The following is an 18,708-nucleotide window of genomic DNA, read 5'->3' on the forward strand; positions in this document are numbered from 1 at the left end:
TGAAGCAAGATTTTTTGGCGGGAATGGATTGGGAGCGGGCCATCGTTTTCGGCAATCTGAAATTTTGACGGGCTTGGCCGCGGAACCCCTACCGGGGCACTAAGCCCAACGCCGCGACATCTTTCTGCCATCGTTCGCTTGCATTCACGAAACTCCGCAAAGCCAGCAAGACGTTTCGAGGTAAGCACTTTATTAAACACACCCCATCCACCGCAACGGCGTGGATCACGTAGTCACGTCACGCGCTAGTCGGCGCGGCTGGCGGCTGGAAGTTGAACGGCAGCAGATCAGTGATGTCGGCGTCGACTGAGCGCAGCGGCAATTCGGTGAGCACATGGCGCAGATAACGATAGGGCTGGACGTTGCAGGCACGGCAGGTCAGCATGATGCTGTCGACGATCGCACTGACTGTCGCCCATGCCACCGTGTCCGCGAACAGCCACGCCTTGCGGCCGATGGCAAACGGTCGGATGTCGCGTTCAATGACATTGTTGTCGATTGGGGCGCAGCCGTCATCGATGTAACGGATCACATATTTCCATTGCCCCAGCACATCGCCGATCGCCTTGCCAATCAGCGATTGCGGCAACACTTCCTGCTGATGCTTGACCAGCCAGGCATACCGTGTATGGAGCACCCCGCGACTATGCTCCTGCCGCAGGCGGTATGTGTACTGCTCAGGGGTTTCGCCGTCGGGCGGCTTGCCGCGGGCTTTCTTCTCGATCTGGTACAGCTTGCCGATGGTATCCAGCGCCTGCCGGGCGCGTCCATTGGGATGTTTCTGCGCCTTGAGCGCCTCGTCAAAGCGATGCCGCACGTGCGCCATGCAACCAAGGTGGATGACTCCCTTGAGCATGCGCCAGGCCGCGTAGCCATCGGTCATGATGGCACCGGAGTAGCCGTCCAGGAAGCGTTCCGGATGGGCATGTCCGCGCCCCGGCTGGTAGTCGAACAGCACCACCGGTTGCACACTGTCGGCGGCACTGCGGTAGACCCACATGGTCGAGCTGCTCTGGGCCGTGCGGCCCACCTCCTTGAGCACCTGCACCGGTGTTTCGTCGCCATGGATGATGTGCTGGCGCAGCAGTGTCTGCCGCATCGCCTTGTAAAGCCGTTCCAGCCAGTCTTCGCTGCTGCGGATGACCCAGCGGCCCATCGTGCCGCGTCTGATGTCCACGTCGTTGCGCTCGAGCACCGATTCCATCCGGTACAGCGGCAGGCCGTCGGCATATTTGGCCGTCAGGATGGTCGCCACCGTACTGGCGCTGGCGATGTTGCCCGGGATCGGTTGTGCCGGCATCGGGCTGGTGATGATCGGGCTGATCAGCGCGTGGCGCTCACAATGACGGCAGGCGTATTTGAAGCGCACATGCTGGAGCACGCTGACTTGCGCCGGCACGATGTGCAATTTGTTCGGTGACGTCCTCGCCCATGCGGTGCGACGTGCCCTGGCAGTAGCTACAGACCTTGTCGGCGTCGGGTAAGTCGTGCTCGACTTGCTTACGCCGCAGGTGCGCCGGCAGGGGGTGGTGACCGCGCTTCTTGCCCGGGGACGGTGTGCCATCGGCTGCCTCGGTGGTGTCGGCGTGGTCGTCGGCGTTGTCGGGTGTCGTTAGCGCGGGCAACCCCGATTCGGCTTCGTTGAACAGGCAGCCTTGCAGGCCATGCTTCTCGGAGGACGGCGCAAAGCGCTTGAGTTGTGCCAACCGGAACTGCTCTTCCAGCACACCGATGCGCTGCTCCAGCGCGGCAATGTACTGCTCGCGCGTGGCGATGTGCTGTTCGCGCGCAGCCGGGTGTTGCTGGTGGGCCGCTTCGCGTTTAAGAACGCAAACGCGCAGCGTGGCAGGGAGGGCATCGAGCAGGTCAGGGGAAAATGGCATGAGGGCATGCCGCTGCTTGACGCATGACCGCCGTTGTTCCCGCCGAAGCGCGAGAGCGACCTGCGGGCAACTTTCGCGGCCACTAACGAAGTACTCAGGGCATCAGGTAGGCGCAATTACACCGGCACCCGCACCGTACCCTCCATCAACACCCGCGCACTACGGCTCATGATGGCCTTCGCAACGCGCCATTCGCCGTCAACCTGACTGGCTTCCGCACCGACCCGCAACGTCCCCGACGGATGGCCGAAACGCACCGCGTTGCGCGCCCCGCCCCCGGCTGCCTGATTGACCAGCGTGCCCGGTATGGCTGCCGCAGTGCCAATCGCCACCGCTGCCGTACCCATCATGGCGTGATGCAGTTTGCCCATCGACAGCGCGCGTACCAGCAGATCGATATCCGCCACCGTCACCTGCTTGCCACTCGACGACACATACGCCACCGGTGCTGCCACGAACGCGACTTTCGGCGTGTGCTGGCGATTGGCAGCTTCGTCAATGTGCTTGATCAAGCCCATGCGTACTGCACCGTAGGCACGGATGGTTTCGAACATGGCCAGCGCTTTCTCGTCGCCATTGATCGCTTCCTGCAGCTCGGTGCCGGTGTAGCCAATGGCGTCGGCGTTGATGAAAATCGTCGGAATGCCTGCGTTGATCATCGTCACCGTGAACGTGCCGACACCGGGCACTTCCAGCGTATCGACCACGTTCCCGGTCGGGAACATCGCGCCGCCTGCGCCCTCTTCGTCAGCCGCCGGATCGATAAATTCGAGCTGTACCTCGGCGGCCGGGAAGGTCACGCCGTCGAGTTCGAAGTCGCCGGTTTCCTGTACCTCGCGATGGCTGATCGGCACGTGCGCGATGATGGTCTTGCCGATGTTGGCTTGCCAGATACGCACGGTGGCAATGCCGTTGTCCGGGATGCGGCTGGCATGCACCAGACCGCTGCTGATGGCAAACGCACCAACCGCTGCCGACAGATTTCCGCAGTTGCCGCTCCAGTCGACGAACGGCTTGTCGATGGCGACCTGGCCGAACAGGTAATCGACGTCATGTTCCGGTTTGCCGCTGCGCGACAGGATGACGGTCTTGCTGGTGCTGGAGGTGGCCGCACCCATGCCGTCGATCTGCTTGCCGTACGGGTCGGGACTGCCTATCACGCGCAGCAACAAGGCGTCGCGTTCCGGGCCGGGAACCTGGGCCGAGAAGGGTAAATCCTGCAGGCGGAAGAACACGCCTTTGCTGGTACCGCCGCGCATGTAGGTGGCGGGGATTTTGATCTGGGGTGCATGGATCATGAGCTTTTTCCTGAAAAAATGACGGGGTGGTACATCGCTGTACCACCCCGTGAAGGTGATGATGGTCAGCGAAAGTTACGCGGCTTTTACCGACTCAAGGAAGTCCTGTGCAAAGCGCTGCAGCACGCCGCCGGCTTCGTAGATGGCGACTTCTTCGGCGGTATCCAGGCGGCAGGTGACCGGTACTTCAACCCGTTCGCCATTTTTGCGCGTGATCACCAGCGTCAGCGTGGTGCGTGGCGTACGTTCACCCAGCACATCGTAGGTTTCGGTGCCGTCGATGCCAAGAGTGAGGCGGTTCACGCCGGCCTTGAATTCGAGCGGCAACACGCCCATGCCGACCAGATTGGTCCGGTGGATCCGCTCGAAGCCTTCGGCCGCGATCGCTTCCACGCCAGCCAGACGCACGCCCTTGGCAGCCCAGTCACGCGACGAACCCTGACCATAATCGGCACCGGCAATGATGATCAGCGGCTGTTTGCGTTCCATGTAGGTTTCGATGGCTTCCCACATGCGGGTGACTATGCCTTCAGGCTCGATGCGGGCCAGCGAACCGGCTTTGACCTTGCCGTTTTCCAGCACCATTTCATTCTTCAGCATCGGATTGGCAAAGGTCGCGCGCTGCGCCGTGAGGTGGTCGCCACGGTGCGTTGCATACGAGTTGAAATCGACTTCCGGCAAGCCCATTTTTGCCAGGTATTCGCCGGCGGCGCTATCGAGCATGATGGCATTCGATGGCGACAGATGGTCGGTGGTGATGTTGTCACCGAGGACCGCCAGCGGACGCATGCCGGACAGCGTGCGCACTGCTGCCAGCGCGCCTTCCCAGTAAGGCGGTCGGCGGATGTAGGTGGTGGTCGGACGCCAGTCGTACAGCGGGCTGACCTTCACGCCGTCATCGGCCTGGCGCGCAAACATCGGCGTATAGACCGTGCGGAACTGTTCCGGCTTGACGCTGGCAGCGAGGATGGCATCGATCTCTTCGTCCTTCGGCCAGATGTCGGCCAGCAGTACCGGCTTGCCATCGTGATCGAGTCCGAGCACGTCTTTTTCGATATCGAAACGGATCGTGCCGGCAATCGCATACGCCACCACCAGCGGCGGCGAGGCCAGAAACGCCTGCTTGGCATACGGATGGATACGCCCGTCGAAGTTACGGTTGCCCGACAACACGGCCGTGGCGTACAGGTCGCGTGCAATCAGTTCTTCCTGGATCACCGGATCGAGCGCACCGCTCATGCCGTTGCAGCTGGTGCAGGCAAAGCCGACCACGCCAAAACCGAGGGTTTCCAGTTCGGGCAGCAGTTTGGCTTCTTCCAGATACAGCGCAACCGTCTTCGAGCCGGGTGCCAGCGAACTTTTTACCCACGGCTTGCGGGTCAGTCCGCGCTGGTTGGCATTGCGTGCCAGCAGGCCGGCAGCAATCATGTTGCGCGGATTGCTGGTGTTGGTGCAGCTGGTGATGGCGGCGATGATGACGGCGCCGTCCGGCATCAGGCCAGGCTCGTTCTCGACGATGCCCGAAATCCCGCGTGCAGCCAGTTCCGAAGTCGGTACGCGTTTGTGCGGATTGGACGGACCGGCGATGTTGCGCACCACGGTGCTCAGGTCGAACTGCAGGACGCGCTCGTACTGCACTTTGGTCAGCGTGTCGGCCCACAGGCCAGTTTCACGTGCATAAATTTCGACCAGCCTGACCAGTTCGTCGTCGCGACCGGTCAGCTTCAGGTACTTGATGGTTTGCTGATCGATGTAGAACATCGCTGCAGTGGAGCCGAATTCCGGCGCCATGTTGGAGATCGTGGCGCGGTCGCCCAGCGTCAGGTGCGCAGCGCCTTCACCGAAGAATTCGAGGTACGACGAGACCACCTTGGCATTGCGCAAAAACTCGGTCAGCGCCAGCACGGTATCGGTGGCGGTAATGCCGGGCTGCGGCTTGCCGGTCAGCTCGACGCCGATGATGTCCGGCAGGCGCATGTACGAGGCGCGGCCCAGCATCACGCTTTCAGCTTCGAGACCGCCGACACCAATGGCCAGCACGCCCAGCGCATCGACCATCGGTGTGTGCGAGTCGGTACCGACCAGCGTGTCCGGGAAGGCCACGTTGTCCGTGACCTGCACCACAGGGCTCATGCGTTCGAGATTGATCTGATGCAGGATGCCGTTCCCCGACGGGATCACGTCGACGTTCTTGAACGCCTTCTTGGTCCAGTCGATGAAATCGAAACGGTCGTCGTTGCGACGGTCTTCGATGGCACGGTTCTTTGCAAACGCGTCCTTGTCGAAGCCGCCGAATTCGACGGCCAGCGAGTGGTCCACCACCAGCTGGGTCGGCACGACCGGATTGACCAGCGCGGGGTCGCCGCCTTCGGCAGCAATCGCGTCGCGCAGGCCAGCCAGGTCGACCAGTGCGGTCTGACCGAGGATGTCATGGCAGACCACGCGGGCCGGGAACCACGGAAAATCCAGGTCCTGCTTGCGCTCGATGAGTTGCGACAGCGAGGCGTTCAGCGTGGCCGGGTCGCAGCGACGCACCAGGTTCTCGGCCAGCACGCGCGAGGTGTACGGCAGTGTGTCAAAGGCACCGGGCGTGATGGCATCGACGGCGGCACGCGCATCGAAGTAATCGAGCGCGGTGCCCGGCAGGGGTTTGCGGAATTCGCTATTCATGGTGTCCTTGAATGAGGGTGATGGCGCTTGCGTGAGTTCACTTGCGCTTGCTGATCGGCACGAACGCCAGGTCATCGGGACCGACGTAGTTCGCGCTCGGGCGAATGATCTTGTTGTCGATGCGCTGCTCGATGATGTGCGCGGCCCAACCGGAGGTGCGGGCGATCACGAACAGCGGCGTGAACATGGCAGTCGGCACACCCATCATGTGGTACGACACGGCCGAGAACCAGTCCAGGTTCGGGAACATGCGCTTGGCTTCCCACATCACGGTTTCGAGGCGCTCGGCGATGTCGAACATCTTGGTCGAGCCTTCTTCGTGCGACAGGGAACGGGCCACTTCCTTGATGACCTTGTTGCGCGGATCCGAGACGGTATAAACCGGATGGCCAAAGCCGATCACGACTTCCTTGTTCTCGACGCGGCGACGGATGTCGGCTTCGGCTTCATCGGGATTGTCGTAGCGCTTCTGGATTTCGAACGCGACTTCATTGGCGCCGCCATGCTTCGGTCCGCGCAAGGCACCGATACCGCCGGTGATGGCGGAGAACATGTCGGACCCCGTGCCGGCGACCACGCGGGCAGCGAAGGTCGAGGCATTGAATTCGTGTTCGGCGTACAGGATCAGCGAGACATGCATCGCTTTTTCCCAGGCTTCGGACGGCTTTTTACCGTGCAGCAGATGCAGGAAATGCGCGCCGATGGAGTCATCGTCGGTCTGCGTTTCGATGCGCTTGCCGTTGGTGCTGTAGTGGTACCAGTACAGCAGCATCGAACCCAGCGAGGCCATCAACCGGTCGGCGATATCGCGCGCGCCCGGGGTGTTGTGATCGTCTTTTTCGGGCAGCATGCATCCCAGTGCCGACACGCCGGTGCGCATCACGTCCATCGGATGCGACGACGCCGGCAGTGCTTCGAGCACGATCTTCACGCTGGCAGGCAAGCCGCGCAGCGCTTTCAGTTTGGCCTTGTAGGCATGCAGTTCCGCGCTGGTCGGCAGCTTGCCGTGGACCAGCAAATGCGCGATCTCTTCGAATTCGCAGGTGTCGGCGACGTCGAGGATGTCGTAGCCGCGATAGTGCAGGTCATTGCCGGTCTTGCCGACGGTGCAGAGTGCGGTATTGCCAGCGGTAACGCCTGACAGGGCAACCGATTTCTTCGGCTTGAATGCAGGTACGGATTCGGTCATGGTGTCTCCTGAAGGATGAATTATTTTTTGGCGTTTTGTGCTGCGAAGAGTGCGTCGAGCTTGTCTTCGTAGGCGTAATAATCGATGCGGTCGTAGAGTTCCTTGCGGGTCTGCATCGTATCGACGACGTTCTGCTGCGAGCCGTCGCGACGGATCGCGTTGTAGACGTTTTCGGCAGCCTTGTTCATGGCGCGGAAGGCCGACAGCGGATACAGGACCAGGCCGACGTCAGCGCTTTTCAGTTCGTCGACCGTGAACAATGGCGTGGCGCCGAATTCGGTGATGTTGGCCAGTACCGGCACCTTGACGGCAGCGGCGAACTGCTTGTACATCGCGAGTTCGGTGATGGCTTCCGGGAAGATCATGTCGGCGCCGGCTTCGACGCAGGCGATGGCACGTTCCAGTGCAGCGTCCAGACCATCGACGGCCAGCGCATCGGTGCGCGCCATGATCACGAAGTTCTCGTCGGTACGGGCATCGACGGCGGCCTTGATGCGGTCGACCATTTCCTGCAGCGAGACGATTTCCTTGTTCGGACGATGACCGCAGCGCTTGGCGCCGACCTGGTCTTCGATGTGCATCGCCGCTGCGCCAAATTTGATCATCGACTTGACGGTACGTGCCACATTGAAGGCCGATGAACCGAAGCCGGTATCGACATCCACCAGCAATGGCAGGTCGCAGACATCGGTGATGCGGCGCACGTCGGTGAGCACATCATCGAGCGAGGTGATACCCAGGTCAGGCAGACCGAGCGAACCGGCAGCCACACCGCCACCCGACAGGTAGATCGCCTTGAAGCCGGCACGTTTTGCCAGCAGCGCATGGTTGGCATTGATGGCACCGACGACTTGCAGCGGCGATTCTTCTTGCATGGCCTTGCGGAAGGCGGCACCAGCGGAATATTGGGTCATGAGGTCACTTTCGGGTGTGTTTCATCGGACTTGCTTGCAATGAGTGTTGCAATCGCCGTGCCACCCCTTGCCGATACGCTGTAACGTCCCTGTAACGGCCATTCATTCAATACTGGCTGAAGCTTCATCGCGCTATCACGTTTCAAATTCCGTTACACTTGCAACATTGAAACGCCAAGGTGAAACATGCACCGTCCCATTCTCCCCGTCCCCATCGACCCGAATGACAAGCCGATCATCTGGACGGTCTCGATCTCCCGGCTGTTCGACCTGTTCCGCGACATCATGCTGGAGTACGGCGACGCCGCCACGATCGAGCCGATCAATCTCGGCTTTGAAGACGCAGTGCGCCACATCCGCGAACGGCTGGCGACCGAACGCTGCGACGCGGTCATTGCCGCCGGCTCGAATGCGGCATATCTTAAAAGCCGCTTGTCGGTACCGGTCATCATCGCCAAGGCCAGCGGCTTCGACGTGATGCAGGCACTGGCCCGCGCACGCCGCATCACGCCGCACATCGGCCTGATCAGCTACCAGCAAACCATGCCGGAACTGAGCGACTTCCAGGCCACCTTTGGCCTCGATATCGTCCAGCGCAGCTATGTCACCGAAGAGGACGCGCGCGCCCAGATCAGCGAACTCAAGGCCACCGGCGTCAAGGCCATCGTCGGCGCGGGACTGATCGCCGACCTGGCCGAAGAAGCCGGCCTGGCCAGCGTGTTCGTGTATTCCGCCGCGTCGATCCGGCAAGCCTTTGATGACGCGCTGGAGATCGCCCGCTTCACCCGCATCGAAACCAATCGGCGTCGCCCGGCAGCACCGGCCGATACGCTGCGCGCGCGTCATGGCCTCAATGATCTGCGGGGGGAGTCGGCCGCCATGCAGCGCGTGCGACAAGCCATCACGCTGTTTTCCCGCTCGCCGGCAACGGTACTGATCCAGGGTGAAACCGGCAGCGGCAAAGAACTCGCCGCACAGGCAATCCACCGCGAAAGCACGCGGGCGCGGCAACCCTTCGTCGCGCTCAATTGCGGCGCGCTGGCCGAGTCGTTGCTGGAAGCCGAGCTGTTCGGCCACGAAGAAGGCGCCTTCACCGGATCACGGCGCGGCGGCCATGCCGGGCTATTCGAAGCGGCCCAGCACGGCACCTTGTTTCTGGATGAAATCGGCGAGATGGCGCTGCCGCTGCAGACCCGCTTGCTGCGCGTGCTGGAAGAACGGGAAGTGGTGCGCGTCGGTGGCACGCGGCCGATTCCGGTCGATGTGCGCATCGTCAGCGCCACCCATTGCGACCTCGACCAGCGCATGCGCGAAGGCCGCTTCCGGCCCGATCTGTTTTATCGGCTGGGCGTCCTGCGGATGACCTTGCCGCCGCTGCGCGAGCGCCCGGACGATCAGGTCGAACTGGCCGCCTGGTGCCTGAAGAATGCACTGGCCGCGATGGGCCTGCGCCCGCATGCCAACCTGCAGGCCGAGCTGAGCGCCTGCGCGTCGCTGCTGGCCGGCTACGGCTGGCCCGGCAATGTGCGCGAACTGCGCAACATGATGGAACGGGTCGCGCTGTATCTGGCAGCCGAGCCGCTACAGGCCTTGTCGCCGGGGTTGTTGCTGGCGGTCGCGCCGGAACTGATGCGCGCCGGGGCAATCGCGCCGATGGTGGTCACGAGCGCACCCGTGGAATCACTGGCCGAGGTGCTGGCGCGCTTCGATGGCAATCGGGAAGCGGCGGCGAAGTATCTGGGAATGAGCAGGACGACGTTGTGGCGGAAGTTGCGGGGCGCGTAGCGGGGCTGCGTGCCCTGTCCGGGGACGCAAACCCGCCACGGCGCTTGATATTCAATGGCCACCGCGGGATTTTCTGCTGCACCAATTGTTTCATCACACCACATTTTTCAGACGCAGACGTTCTGGCCAACGCGTCATTTTTGTCGTGAAAGTAACAATTCGACATTTAACCGACACTGAAAACGCTTCCTGTTTGCCAGACGATCCACCACACCTAGAGACAGAGACTGCACCGATTTCTCCAGCATTATTTGTTAAATTATTTAACAACTAAATGGAGTGACATTCATGACTTTTTACCAGCTTGCGGCGAGCGCCTGCATCGGACTGGCCGTGGCCGCTTGCGGCGGCCGCGACGACGACACCACCGGCGCGGGAGCCACCACCCCGGTCACGGTTGCATCACCCCTCGTTCAGCTCGAAAACAGCGGCGCCCTGCCCAGGCTGGACCGCTCCGCGTCGCTGGCCGGACCGGATGCCAACAACAACGGCGTCCGGGATGACATTGACGATTACATCAATACAAAATTTACGGATCCGAAGCAGCGGGCTGCGGTGTTGCAGGATGCCCGGACGATGCAGAAAGCGGTGCTGGTTGATCCGACTAACAAAGAGGCAAGCAAAGCAGTGAGTCTCGAAATGATGGCCGCCGTTAACTGCGTCTCTTCTCGATTTCCGGATGGGCAAGGATTGGAGTCCGCATCGGCTATTGGCGCAAAGATCGAAGCAATTACCACCAATACCAAGCCGCGCCTGAAAGCGTATCTGGCTTTTAATAAATCACAGGACGGCACCGCGATCAGCCTACCGACAGGTGACACCTGTGAATAAGCGCATGCGTTCCGTGGTTGCCCTCTTTACCGGCATTTGCATGATGGTCGGCGGCTCGACGGTCAGGGCACAAACTAACCCTGTTTCTGACAATGACATCTGCAAAACCGAAACAATTTTCGCGTTTTTTAACGGCGTCAAGACATCAATAAGACAAGCCGAGTATGCGCTGGACAATTTCAAGAAAATTCACGGCGCGAAGCTCGCCGACAACCAGATAATCCGCTACGAACTGATGTACAACAGCAGCAACGATTTCGAGGATTTCGTCGAGACATTCGAGCAGCGCATGCTTGAACAGAATGGCCTGCTGGCCAACCGCTTTGAGCTGTTTTTCGAAGCCATGCAAGGCGGGGGCGATTGGTGGACGACCATTGTCAATTCCGTCGCGGCGGCGGGCCAGACCTTGTCCGCGCTGGTCGATTCCGTGAATGCCATTACCACCCGCAATCTGACCACCCTCCTCGCCAACCCACCAACCGAGATCACCTATCAGGAACACCGCACCCGCATCGACAACTTCGCCCTCGAAGGCAAGAAGATGCTGTTCGTCGCCCATTCGCAAGGCAACCTGTTCGTCAATCCGGCCTATCGCTATGCCGTCTCCAGGTCACCGTCCAGCGCCGTCGGGGTGGTGCATATCGCTCCCGCCTCACCCGTCGTGATCGGACCACATGTATTGGCCAATCTTGATCTGGTCATCAATGCGTTGCGCATCGTCGGATCGGTGGTCAACATCACCGACAACATTCCCGACTATGCCGCCAGGCCGGCCGGCATTCAAGGGCTCAGGGACAGGCTGGGGCATGGATTACTGGAAATCTATCTCAACCCGTATCTCGCTATCAGCGCCAAAGTGAAGTCTCTCATCAACAACGGCCTGGCCAGTCTGGTCCAGCCACCCTCGCGTGCCGCCACCGGATTCTTTTCGACGACGCTGACCTGGGACGGCATCGGTGACGTCGACACCCACATCGACGAGCCCGGCGGCACCCATGTCTGGTACCGCAGCAAACAAGGCCGCGCCGGGTTCCTGGATGTCGACAACGTCGTGGCAAACGGTCCAGAACATTATTACGCCAGTTGCAGCGCCCAGAAGTTGCAGACAGGGACCTACAAGATCGCCATCGCCAATTACGCCCGCGCCACCGGCCGGACGGCGACCATGCAGGTTGCCTCATATGGGTCGGGCGTTCTCGGCACCAAATCCGTCACGCTCGGTGGCGAAACAGGCGACACACCCATGGCAACGCTTTTTACGGTAAACGTGACAAAGGACGCTGCCGGCGTGTTCAGGGCGGCACTGGGAAATTAACGAACATTGCGCGATGAGGTACCGGCATCCGTGTTCCGCTCAGAATTGGGCGCGTCGGCCTCGCTGCTGGCCGGCTACGGCTGGTACGGCAATGTGCGCGAACTGCGCAGCATGATGGAACGGATTGAACTCGCCAACATCGCAGAACACAATGCTGCGCTCATTGAAAGGACCTGGAATGACGACTTCCGCTAAATCGATAGAGTTCGATGACGACAGCATGTGGATCGCTCTATCGGACAGCCGTTCTATTGGTGCTGTATCAAGCGAGCGCCGGCGGCATGAACTGCGTCGGAATATGCAAATTGAAGTGATTGTCCGAGATGATCGCCACCGGGATCTGTTTGAAATAGGTGTGCAAGCCGGCGGCGTTATCCGTGTCTTCAGCGGCGGTAAAACCCGCCGCCTCCCTGGCGGTGCACATGTGCAGCTGGATGGCCCCTTCGACGGGCACCGCACCGTCAGCGCCACGCGGAATCTCCAGCACGGCACCGGCAGCGCCCAGCTGCTGAATCACGCGCAGCATATCCTCGCCGGAGACAAGCCTGTTTTTAAAAGCCAGCGCGTGGGCACGTTCGAACGATGCGCCGCTTTTTTCAAGCAGCATGAAAGTCAGATTGCTCAGCATGCCCGACGTTTCATCCGGCAGCTTGCCGGGAAAATGCAAGCGACTGGCTGCGCTGAACGGCTGCGATACCACGGCCTGCAATCCTTTTTCCTTCAGGGCGGTTGCTGCCATGTGCATGTGATCGGCGAGTGCGGTCGCGCTCTCGCCGAGACTTTCGATGATCGATCGTTTGAGTTGCTCAGGCGTCAATTGCAGCATCACGCTCATCCAGGCGCATTGCCAGGCGCACTGATTCTGGTTGCCCGAGATTTCTTTGAGCGTGTGCGTGGCGGACAGGCCCGAGGCAAAACGTTGCAGCTGCCCTGCACCGAGATGCTGGTCCCGGAATGTGTCGATGCCAGGCGCAGCAAAGTGCGGCAGCCGGGTAGCTGCAGTATCTGGTTCCAACACCGCGATTTTTTGTACCGAACCGGTATCAACACCGCCAGTGTCACCCAGCGATAACTTGATCGCTAACGCTAACTCGGCGGCCTCGACTTGTTGCACCAGCTGCGCGTTGTAAGCGTGCTCTGCCGGTGTGCGTTCGCGCAAAGTGGCGTCGCTAACTGGTGGGTTCAGCGGTGCATGCGTTGCCTGAACCTGGCGGCTGACATCGCCAGAGACTCTTGCAAGCGGCCCGGCCTGCGAACTGCGCGAGAGCGTACGAAGTCTTGCTGCCACGCTTTGGCCTCTGATAACAGAATTACGCCGGCCATCCGGTGGCTCGGTCGACCGCGGAGAGCCCCGAGGAAGCAGCATTTCGGACGCCGAATCCCGAGTCTGCTCAGCCCGGTCGGCGCCGGTCCATCTCGCATAGGCCTGTCGGCAGGCCGTAAAAAGTCCCATTATTTCCGCCAAAAAAAGTCATCGCATCCGTTCGCACAGCCGAAGACAGCAATTCCGGCTCGCACCATTGAACGCGCCACGACGATCAACCCTCCATTCTGTTGACCACAGGACGACACTCCCCGATGAGTGCGCCGACCAACCGATCAGTTCCAAAATGAACGAGTGCACAATTGGAAACCGAATTCCGGACAACACATCGGCGCGCAATCGCGGCACCCGTTTTTAGTGCGCCACATCCGTCGATCACTCTGACTTGACCAGCTTGCGCTGAACAATTACCAACCGCCACATTGGAAAGTTCCGTTCCCGATGACCACGTATCGTGCAGCCAAAGAAAGCCCGTATCGCTTCTGTCCACCGTGTTCGCTCTGGCAAAAACCCCTGTCTCTGCATGTTGAAAAACCCAGCCGATGAAGACTCAACGGCCATTTGTACCCGCTTTTTTTCGCCGTTCAGCGACACCATGTGACCACCTGTGCCCCCCAAGCGAATACAAAGACCAGTGCTATTTTCTGATGACAAATATCACGGCAGCTCGATGCAGCAATTCGTGGCGCGACTCAACCGGGTGGTCGACTTTTCAGAGAAGAAAGCCGTGGCATGGACATCCAACGACGCCGACAGATTACCGGCCTCCATGCGACGCAGGGGGAACCGATATCTGCGTGTGCTCGGAAAACGTCGCCAACGATTCCTTGTCACGTTTTCTGGCCACCTACATATCACTTTTTTACCAAGAATGACGCCCGCACCATTCAACAAAACGGCGCAGCAATCCCCTCCGCCGCAAACGCCCGCACCACCGCAGGCCGGGCTGCCATCCGCTCCAGATACTGCCCCAACGCCGGACGATTGCGCGCAGGTCGCACCATCATCCGGCTCCAGCGCGCCAGCATGAACAGATACGGATCGACCACGCTGAACTGCGCACCCAGCAGATACGGCCCGCCGCCGGCCAGTTCCGCATCGATCAGATCGAACATCTGCGCCAGCCGCGCTTCGGCGTGGGCCTTGACCTGCGCACCCGCAGCCGCATCGTCGACCATGCGCTCCGGATAAAAATACGTGATCATCTCGGCCTGCACCGTGTTCGTCAGATGCATCAGCCACTTGTAGCAATGCGCGCGTTCGGCGCTGCCGAGCGGTGGCACCAGCCCGGCTTCGGGATGGGTGTCGGCGAGGTGCAGGCAGATCGCCGCGGTTTCATACAGCACCAGATCGCCGTCGATCAACACCGGGATCAGGCCATTCGGATTGAGCTTGCGATAGGCCGCGCCACGATGGACATGGTTGTCGCGGTCGACCAGGATCAGTTCGTGCGGCACGCCCAGCTCTTCAAGCAGCATGTGTGGCGCGAGGTTGGCATTACCGGGTGCGTAGTAGAGCTGGATCACGGAGTCTCCTGACAAAAAATCACGACCTGGCCAGACGAATGCCGCTGAATTGCCAGCGCGCCGTGGCCGGAAAAAAATTGCGGTACGAGGCACGCGCATGGCCCTCGGCAGTGATGCACGACGCGCCGCGCAAGACATACTGGTTCACCATGAACTTGCCGTTGTATTCGCCCAGCGCACCATCGGCAGTCGCATAGCCGGGATATGGCGCGTAGCTGCTGGTGGTCCATTGCCAGCAGGCGCCGAACAGATCATCGATGCCGGCCGATTGCGCCGCGCATTCCCATTCGGCTTCGGTCGGCAGGCGTGCGCCGGCCCAGCGTGCGTAGGCTTCGGCCTCAAAAAAAGACAGGTGGATGGCCGGACGCTGCAGGTCCAGTGGCTGCAGGCCGCGCATCGTGAACTCATGCCAGTTGCCGTCATGTCTGCACCAGTACAGCGGCTGCGTCAACGCGTTGCTGCTCACCCAGTCCCAGCCTTCCGAGAGCCACCAGGCTGCATCGCTGTATCCGCCAGCATCGATGAATGCGAGATATTCCGCGTTGCTCACCAGCGTAGACGCCAGCGCAAACCCTTCGACAAATTGGCGGTGACGGGGCAACTCGTTATCAAAGCAAAAGCCATTCCCCGCAAAACCGATTTCAACGATACCGGGATCGACCCGCTGCCAGGTGAGTGGTCCCCGGTTCACCGGCGGCAGCGGCCCATCGGTGGCGTAGACCGGGTTGAGCGGATTCATCGACAGCAAATGCTTGAGGTCGGTCAGCAGTAGTTCCTGATGTTGTTGTTCGTGCTCCAGTCCAAGTCCGACCAATGTGATCAGGGCGTCGGGAGGCCCCGCCGCCAGCAGCGCCGACACACGCGCATCGATCGCGCGCCGATAAGCCAGCACCTCGGCCAGCGCAGGCCGTGTCAGCATGCCGCGCTGGGCCCGTGCATGCTTTTCGCCGACGCCGTTGTAATACGAATTGAAGAGCACGCGGAAGGCCGGATGATGCGACTGAAAACCGGCTTCGAATTGCTCCAGGATGAAGGTCTCGAAAAACCAGGTGGTGTGCGCCAGATGCCATTTGGCCGGACTGGCATCCGGCATCGACTGCACGCAGGCATCTTCGGCAGACAGTGGCGCGGCAAGCGCAACGGTGTGGCCACGCACGCGCGCGAACTGCGCGGCCAGTTGGTTGACGGCGCGCAGTTCGGCGGGTGCATTCATCGTTACATTCCTCCTGGCCGGGAAATCGGTTTGGCATGACAGACCATGAACCAGCCGTGCGGATCGGTCCAGACCTGCTGCGGCTTGAAGCCGGCGCGTTCCAGCAGCGCGGTAAAACTGGCGATGGTGTACTTGTAGCTGTTCTCGGTATGGATCCGCTCGCCGGCCGCAAAGCTGCGCTTGCCGCCACGCCAATGCACGGTCTGCAGTAATCGCGATTCCAGATGCATTTCGATGCGGCTGTGCTCAACATTGAAAAAGCCGATGTGCTTCCAGCTGCGCACATCGAAATCCGCTTCCAGCACGGTATTGAGATGATTGAGCAGGTTCAGGTTGAAGGCAGCCGTGACGCCAAGCGCGTCATCGTAGGCAGCGTCGAGCAGCGCGGTTTCCTTGATCAGATCGACGCTGATCAGCAAGCCACCGTCGTTGTCACCGGCCTGCGCCAGCCGCGCCAGGAAGTCGGTCGCCTCGGCTGGCGTGAAATTGCCGATCGATGAACCCGGATAAAAGAACAGTCGCTGCGCTGACCCGACGTTGTCAGGCAAGGCAAACGGCGCCGAAAAATCGACGCCAAGCGCAGTGATTTCCATCGCCGGAAAACGCTGTTGCAGGGTATCGACCGAGTCGCGCAAGAAGTCGACCGAAATATCGATCGGTACGTAGTGTGCCGGCTGCAGTACGCCAAACAGTCGCGCCGCCTTGGCGCAATTGCCAGCACCGATATCGACCAGCGTGCGCCCGGTGCCGACCGAGGTGGCGATCTCGTCGGCGTAGGCAGCAAAGATCGCGGCCTCGGTGCGGGTCGGGTAATACTCGGGCAGCTCGCAGATCGCCTCGAACAATTTCGAGCCCAGTGCGTCGTATAAATATTTGGGCGAGGTCATTGCCTGTGGCGCATGCAGGCCCACGTTCAGTTCATCGCGGATGGCCGATTTGTCGGCATGGAAACGCTGAATAAATTGCGCCATGGTCAGTTTCCTATTTCAAGAGTTCGAGGACGGGTGCCTGAATCTTCGGATCATCCCAGTCCGCATCACCGACCAGCTGGTAGCGCAGCTTGCCTTGCTTGTCGATGAGAAAACTGGTCGGCATGATACGCACGCGCCATGCCTTCATCACGTCGGAATCGGCGTCGCGCAGCACCTTGTACTGGATCGGAATGCGCTGCGTGAATTGCGCGATGCGTGGTTTGCCTTCACCGATGTTGATGCCAAGGACCTGTAGCTTGCGGTCCTTGAAGGTCTGTTGCAGGCGGTTCAGTGCAGGAATTTCGGCCTTGCAGCCCTCGCACCAGGTGGCCCAGAAATTCACCAGCACGACCTGCCCTTTCAGGCTGGCCAGGTCAACCGGTTTGCCTTCAAGGTCATCGAGCACCAGCGCTGGCGGTGGCTGGCCACCCGGAGTCGAGTACGTGGTCCACGCAGCTTCGGCATGGACCACCATGGAAAACATCAAAAGGACCATGGCAGCGGCCCAGGTCCGGATCAAACAGTACATACGCATCAGATCGGGTCAGCCGACAATTTCACGCGAGGTGATCTTGTACTTGAAGTTGTCCGGATCGAGGCTGTCGACGCGCGCGGGTTTGCCGTCTTCGGTGATGGTCGCATTCGGGTACATGAAAAAGCCGATCTTGCCTTTGACGTCGCCGGGCAACTGGACATCGTGCGCATAGTTGAACGCCAGCCAGTTCATTTCCCACGAACCGAACAGGCGCTTGCGCGCCGCTTCGACCTTGACATCGGTCAGTGGCAAGCCGCCGCCTTCTTCGAGCACGACCTTGCGCACGTCGGCCGGATCGACCGGCACCCAGCCGTAACCAGCCAGATGGAATTCGGCGCGACAGTGCTGTGCCTTGGTGATGTCGCCGGACTTGCCCAGCGATTTGTAGCCGAGCTTTGAATCGGCAACGCGTATGCCGTAGACATCACGCGCCGGAATGCCGATCGAACGGGCCAGCCCGACGAACAGGGCATTGAGGTCGCCGCATTTGCCGCCGAGGTTTTTGGACTCCAGCATCGACTTGATATCGCCGACGCCGCAACCGCGTACTTTGGCATCGCGGTAGGTGTTATCGACGATCCATTCGTACAGCGCGCGTGCGCGATCGACATCGGTCGTCACATCCTTGGTAATTTCTTTGGCGGTCTGGCGCACGATGCCATCGGTCGGCAGCAGATCGGTGGCCGCGGTATATTTTTTGCGCTCGGCCGACGTGAGTTCGGCGCCGCCCGGTGCTGCAGCCAGGTCGACGGCGCGGTCGCGGGTCATGACGCGGGTAGTGACTTCGATCACGGGCTTTTCGGCACCGGAGAATTCAGCGACCAGGATGCCGGCGCCGTACTTCGGGTCCTGCACGATTTGCGCCTTGCCACCCTCGGCCTTGAAGGTCGTTTCCATGACTTTCTGGTAATCGGTGTTGACGGTTGGAATCGGCAACCAGACCCCGGCGGCGCCGGTGCTGTTGAGTTCGACGCGGGTGGTGATATCGAAGGTGCGCCATTGTTCGTTGGCAGTGGTTGTAGTGTTGGCAGTGTCAGCAGCGAACGCCGCCTGGCCGAACGGTGCGAACGATACCGCCGAAGCGATGGCGGAGGTTTTCAGAAAGCTGCGACGATCCATGATGACGATCCTAGAAGAAAGAAATTGGCCGGAAGAAATGCGGGGATCAACAAGCGGCGACATCGCCTGTTTTTACCCTGTGCTGCAATCCACACTAAACTAGCCGAAGTTTAGCTTATTCGATAACGAACCGTC

General features: G+C 60.6%; 14 protein-coding genes and 1 pseudogene. 4 read left to right on the forward strand and 11 right to left on the reverse strand.

Translation table 11 applies throughout. The features are described from left to right. Window positions 1–238: 238 nt before the first annotated feature. The 5 genes and pseudogenes from tnpC to prpB all read right to left on the reverse strand — a co-directional run bounded on the left by tnpC (window position 239) and on the right by prpB (window position 7,954). A pseudogene (gene tnpC / locus ABD720_RS13625) lies at window positions 239–1,883 on the reverse strand (IS66 family transposase). A 116-nt stretch (window positions 1,884–1,999) separates the two neighbouring features. Next, window positions 2,000–3,181: a 2-methylaconitate cis-trans isomerase PrpF gene (prpF, locus tag ABD720_RS13635; RefSeq protein ID WP_344763885.1), complete on the reverse strand. Its 1,182-nt coding sequence runs from the start codon at window positions 3,179–3,181 to the stop codon at window positions 2,000–2,002. 75 nt (window positions 3,182–3,256) lie between these two features. Then, on the reverse strand, window positions 3,257–5,851 hold the full coding sequence (gene acnD, locus ABD720_RS13640; RefSeq protein ID WP_344763886.1) for a Fe/S-dependent 2-methylisocitrate dehydratase AcnD: 2,595 nt from the start codon (window positions 5,849–5,851) through the stop codon (window positions 3,257–3,259). A 37-nt stretch (window positions 5,852–5,888) separates the two neighbouring features. Continuing rightward, window positions 5,889–7,040: a bifunctional 2-methylcitrate synthase/citrate synthase gene (prpC, locus tag ABD720_RS13645; protein ID WP_344763887.1), complete on the reverse strand. Its 1,152-nt coding sequence runs from the start codon at window positions 7,038–7,040 to the stop codon at window positions 5,889–5,891. A 20-nt stretch (window positions 7,041–7,060) separates the two neighbouring features. Continuing rightward, entirely contained in the window at window positions 7,061–7,954 is an 894-nt protein-coding gene (gene prpB / locus ABD720_RS13650) for a methylisocitrate lyase (RefSeq protein WP_344763888.1), read from the reverse strand. 186 nt (window positions 7,955–8,140) lie between these two features. On the opposite strand from prpB, the gene prpR reads away from it, so the two are divergent. The 4 genes from prpR to ABD720_RS13670 all read left to right on the forward strand — a co-directional run bounded on the left by prpR (window position 8,141) and on the right by ABD720_RS13670 (window position 12,080). Further along, window positions 8,141–9,739 carry a propionate catabolism operon regulatory protein PrpR gene (prpR, locus tag ABD720_RS13655; RefSeq protein WP_344763889.1) on the forward strand — a complete coding sequence of 533 codons (1,599 nt, stop codon included), beginning with the start codon at window positions 8,141–8,143 and terminating at the stop codon, window positions 9,737–9,739. Between the two features lie 288 nt (window positions 9,740–10,027). Further along, window positions 10,028–10,570, forward strand: a complete 543-nt coding sequence (locus ABD720_RS13660) for a hypothetical protein (RefSeq protein ID WP_344763890.1) — start codon at window positions 10,028–10,030, stop codon at window positions 10,568–10,570. A 40-nt stretch (window positions 10,571–10,610) separates the two neighbouring features. Further along, window positions 10,611–11,885, forward strand: a complete 1,275-nt coding sequence (locus ABD720_RS13665; protein ID WP_344763891.1) for a hypothetical protein — start codon at window positions 10,611–10,613, stop codon at window positions 11,883–11,885. A gap of 30 nt (window positions 11,886–11,915) precedes the next feature. Beyond that, window positions 11,916–12,080 (forward strand): AAA-type ATPase lid domain-containing protein, encoded by a 165-nt coding sequence (locus ABD720_RS13670; protein WP_344763892.1) that lies wholly within the window; start codon window positions 11,916–11,918, stop codon window positions 12,078–12,080. Between the two features lie 67 nt (window positions 12,081–12,147). Here the strand turns inward: ABD720_RS13670 and ABD720_RS13675 are convergent, their stop codons facing one another. From ABD720_RS13675 to ABD720_RS13700, 6 genes are all read right to left on the reverse strand, one after another. Next, window positions 12,148–13,173 (reverse strand): hypothetical protein, encoded by a 1,026-nt coding sequence (locus ABD720_RS13675; RefSeq protein ID WP_344763893.1) that lies wholly within the window; start codon window positions 13,171–13,173, stop codon window positions 12,148–12,150. Between the two features lie 923 nt (window positions 13,174–14,096). Further along, window positions 14,097–14,735: a glutathione S-transferase family protein gene (locus ABD720_RS13680; RefSeq protein ID WP_344763894.1), complete on the reverse strand. Its 639-nt coding sequence runs from the start codon at window positions 14,733–14,735 to the stop codon at window positions 14,097–14,099. Between the two features lie 19 nt (window positions 14,736–14,754). Continuing rightward, complete coding sequence (gene egtB / locus ABD720_RS13685) at window positions 14,755–15,948, reverse strand: ergothioneine biosynthesis protein EgtB (protein WP_344763895.1); 1,194 nt, start codon at window positions 15,946–15,948, stop codon at window positions 14,755–14,757. 2 nt (window positions 15,949–15,950) lie between these two features. Beyond that, window positions 15,951–16,919 (reverse strand): L-histidine N(alpha)-methyltransferase, encoded by a 969-nt coding sequence (egtD, locus tag ABD720_RS13690; RefSeq protein ID WP_344763896.1) that lies wholly within the window; start codon window positions 16,917–16,919, stop codon window positions 15,951–15,953. Window positions 16,920–16,929: 10 nt separating this feature from the next. After that, complete coding sequence (locus ABD720_RS13695; protein WP_344763897.1) at window positions 16,930–17,448, reverse strand: TlpA family protein disulfide reductase; 519 nt, start codon at window positions 17,446–17,448, stop codon at window positions 16,930–16,932. A gap of 15 nt (window positions 17,449–17,463) precedes the next feature. Beyond that, window positions 17,464–18,573, reverse strand: a complete 1,110-nt coding sequence (locus ABD720_RS13700) for a transglutaminase-like domain-containing protein (RefSeq protein WP_344763898.1) — start codon at window positions 18,571–18,573, stop codon at window positions 17,464–17,466. Window positions 18,574–18,708 lie beyond the last annotated feature (135 nt).

Origin of the sequence: Actimicrobium antarcticum, from assembly GCF_039536745.1 — a bacterium.
GTDB lineage: Bacteria > Pseudomonadota > Gammaproteobacteria > Burkholderiales > Burkholderiaceae_D > Actimicrobium > Actimicrobium antarcticum.